Origin of the sequence: uncultured Campylobacter sp. (assembly GCF_938030685.1) — a bacterium.
Classification (GTDB): domain Bacteria; phylum Campylobacterota; class Campylobacteria; order Campylobacterales; family Campylobacteraceae; genus Campylobacter_B.
This window is the reverse complement of the sequence record NZ_CALHHX010000221.1, coordinates 1-3,641: the sequence shown is the minus strand read 5'-3', so window position 1 is coordinate 3,641 and position 3,641 is coordinate 1. Positions and strand designations below refer to the sequence as shown.

General features: G+C 47.1%; 4 protein-coding genes. All 4 read right to left on the bottom strand.

The window, feature by feature from the left end:
- A partial coding sequence (locus tag Q0369_RS10710; protein ID WP_298099745.1) for an amino acid ABC transporter ATP-binding protein occupies positions 1–527 on the bottom strand: 527 nt, incomplete at its 3' end.
- Positions 527–1,183 carry an amino acid ABC transporter permease gene (locus Q0369_RS10705; RefSeq protein ID WP_298099741.1) on the bottom strand — a complete coding sequence of 219 codons (657 nt, stop codon included), beginning with the start codon at positions 1,181–1,183 and terminating at the stop codon, positions 527–529. The genes Q0369_RS10710 and Q0369_RS10705, both read right to left, overlap by 1 nt.
- A gap of 2 nt (positions 1,184–1,185) precedes the next feature.
- Complete coding sequence (locus Q0369_RS10700) at positions 1,186–1,839, bottom strand: amino acid ABC transporter permease (RefSeq protein ID WP_298099738.1); 654 nt, start codon at positions 1,837–1,839, stop codon at positions 1,186–1,188.
- A gap of 166 nt (positions 1,840–2,005) precedes the next feature.
- Positions 2,006–3,352, bottom strand: a complete 1,347-nt coding sequence (locus Q0369_RS10695) for a DASS family sodium-coupled anion symporter (protein WP_298099748.1) — start codon at positions 3,350–3,352, stop codon at positions 2,006–2,008.
- Positions 3,353–3,641 lie beyond the last annotated feature (289 nt).

Sequence of the window (3,641 nt, the reverse complement as noted above, 5' to 3'; positions counted from 1 at the left end):
TCGCGCACGATCTCGGGATCAAGTGCCGCGGTAACCTCGTCAAAAAGCATAATCTTGGGCTTCATCACAAGGCTTCGCACGATCGCGATACGCTGCTTCTGCCCGCCGCTAAGCTCTTTGGGATAGGAATTTTCCTTATCCGCAAGACCTACGATCTTTAGCCATTCGCGAGCTAAAGCTATCGCCTCCTCTTTCGGGACGTTTTGCACCTTCATCGGGCCCAGGATTATGTTATGCAGAACGCTTAGATGATCGAAAAGCTCGTAGCTTTGAAAGACCATGCCGATCTTTTGCCTGATCCTGCGCCACTCTTTGAAATTTTGATTGATCTGCTCGCCCTCGATTATAAAATTTCCGCTTTGTACCGGCTCAAGCCCATTGATCGTGCGAAGTAGGGTGCTTTTGCCGCAGCCGCTAGGACCCAGGATCACCACGACTTCGCCCTGCGCGACGCTAAGGCTGACGTCCTTTAGCGCGTGCAGCTCGCCGTAAAATTTATTGACTTTATCGATTTTTAAAATTTCCATCAGCTCCACCTATTTTCTAGTTTTTTCGAAAGCGCCGAGATCGGATAGCAGATCAAAAAATATACGAAAAATATCGCTCCGTAGATGATTAGCGGCGCGTAATTATCGCGGAAGACATTTACTTCGATGATCTGCTGCCCGACCTTGACGAGCTCGATGACGCCGATGAGTACGGCGATCGAGGTTGTTTTTATCATCCTGCTGAATAAATTTATCGTTGCGGGCACTAGGCGCCTCATCGCAAGCGGCAGGATGACGTAGAGATAAATTTGAGATCTGCTAAATGCGAGCGCTTCTGCGCTTTCGAACTGATGCTTGGGGATGCTAATCACGGCGCCGCGCACCAGATCCATCATCTCAAAAACACCCCAGATACTAAAGACGATGATCGAAGCCGCAATATTTGAGATGTGGATGCCAAATGCCTTGCTCGCGCCGAAATATACGATAAATAGCCAAACGATGGGTGGCATGATACGCACGATCTCCAGGCAAATTTTAAGCGGGATGTATAAGACTCTGCGCCCGGAGGCCATTAAAATTCCAAGTACCAAGCCTAGGGCGAGCGAAACCGCGATCGAGATGAGCGCGATTTGCAGCGTAACTCCAAGCCCCTCTAAAAGCCTAATTAAATTTTCGCCGCTTAAGAGTTCCATCGCTAGCCTCTCATATACGCAAGGCGCTTTTCAAACAGCGTAAGCGCTAGCGAAAGCGGCAGGATTATGATCAGATATGAAACGCTTAACATAAACAGCGCTTCGTTCGTCTTGTAATACAGCCCGATAACGTCCTTTGCGGCATAAACGAGATCGGCAAGCGCTACGATGCTAACGATCGAGGTTTCTTTAAGCAGAAATATTATGTTTGCGCTGATGGAGGGCAGAGCGATCGCAAAGGCGCGCGGCAGCACGACGTAAAACACTATCTGTGCTTCGCTGAGGCCTAGGCTCATCGCGCTTTCGATCTGGGATTTTTTTATCGCCTCAAAACCGAGCCTAAAGCTCTCGCTCATATAGCTTCCGCCCAAAAACACAAGACCTACAATCGCGCAGGTAAAGCCTGAAATTTGAACGCCCAGCTTGGGCAGACCGTAGTATAGAAAAAATAGCTGAATTAAAAGCGGAGTATTGCGCGACAGCTCGATATATGCGCTCACGAGCGGGCTTAATAGAGGCAATCTTTTATATTTTATCAGCGTGCAGATAAAACCGATGATGATGGATAGTAAAATTCCGTAAAATGCGAGCTTCAGCGTTAAAATTCCCGCCTTTACGAACATCGGGCTAAATTTAGCTATAAAATCAAAATCCATAAATTCTTCTTTCCGTAAAATATGCATATTATACAGATAACTGATTAAAATAGTATTAAATCAGAATTTTTTTATAAAGATTCCGAAAATTTAGGAGTTTAAAAATATATCTTATAAATATATTTAGTCCGAGCAGATACCCGGACTATAGAATTTTGACGGAATTTTACGAGTAAAAAATATACGCGTATCCCGAAACCAAAAACGCGGAGAATATCGCTAGAATTCCGCCACTCCGCACCATTTCCGCCTGGCGAATGCGTCCCGTTCCAAAAACCAAAGCATTCGGCGGCGTCGCTACCGGCATTATGAAAGCGCAGCTTGCGCCCACACCGATTACTATAGTAAGAGTTTCTTTCGGTAGCCCCATCTGAGCCGCTACTCCCGCAAATACTGGTACTAAAAGTGCAGCAGAAGCGGTATTGCTCGTAAATTCCGTAAGGCAGATGATGAAAACTGCCGTTACCAAAAGTACGATGTAAGTAGGCGCTCCACCGAAAGTGTGCGCGACTAGATCGCCAAGCACCTTAGAAGCTCCGGAATCGCCTAAAACCGCACTTAGCGTAAGTCCGCCGCCGAAAAGCAACAGCACGCCCCACTCGGTGTTTTCGGCGATGTCGTGCCACTTGGCAAGTCCTAGTATGACGATTACGACTGCCGAGCAAATGGCGACGTAAGCATCGTCCACTTTAAAGCCCACAAGGGCTGAAATTTGCTTTGAAAATATCCAGCCAAGCGCTGTTAGAGCAAATACGACGATCGTAATAATGCGCTCGCGCGTCCAAGGGATATGCTCCAGATCCATCTCTATTTTATGACTTAAATTCGGCTTGAAAATTATATAAAGCACCACAAGCATTATTGGTAGCATCACGCACATTAGCGGCAAACCTACCTTCATCCAGTCCGCGAAGCTGTAGTGCAAGGCTTGAGCCACGATTAAATTTGGTGGAGATCCCACGAGCGTGCCCAGACCTCCGATGCTTGCAGAATACGCGATGCCTAAAAGCAAAAACACAAGCGTGCCGCGATCTTTGCTCTCGTCCATGTTGGCGCAAATTCCAAGCGCGATCGGAAGCATCATCGCAGCAGTTGCGGTGTTTGAAACCCACATCGAAAGGATCGCCGTAGCAAGGCAGATTAAAATCGCAGCTACACCCAAGCGACCGCCTGCGCGGGCGATTAGCCACATCGCGATCTTTTTGTCTAGCTTTTGCATATGCAGAGCCGTTGCCAGAGCAAAACCGCCGAAAAAGGTAAAGATCGTAGGGTTTGCAAAATTTGCAAGCGTGCTTTTGATGGTGACAGCCGTGAAAGTGCCATCTTTAGCGAATTTGCCAAGTCCGATAGCTACCGCAAGCACCGGCACCATAAGCGCGGTTACCGTGATATGCACGGCCTCTGTAAGCCACATAATCGCGATAAAAGCAAGCAGCGCAAGACCTTTTTTGACATTAGGCTCAAACGGTAACGCGGCATATAGCGCAAAGCCCACAGCAGCGGCAATCGCCATAATGATGACACCACGCTTAGGAAACGGCACGGTGTCGGTGAGCCTGTCTAAACCCAGCTCGTCTACGTCTGAGTCCAGTGGTCCTTGTAAGCGGGAGTTGCGTAACTCCACTTTGTGTTCTTCCATAGATACTCCTTTTTTGGATTTGGCTTATGATACAAAAATGAGGCGGGAATTTTATAAATTCCAAATCAAATCGTCTTAAATTTTTAAAAGTGCAGTTACTATCGGTAACACGGCACTTATCTCGTGTGTAAATTTTAAATTATACATAAAAACGAACAACTAA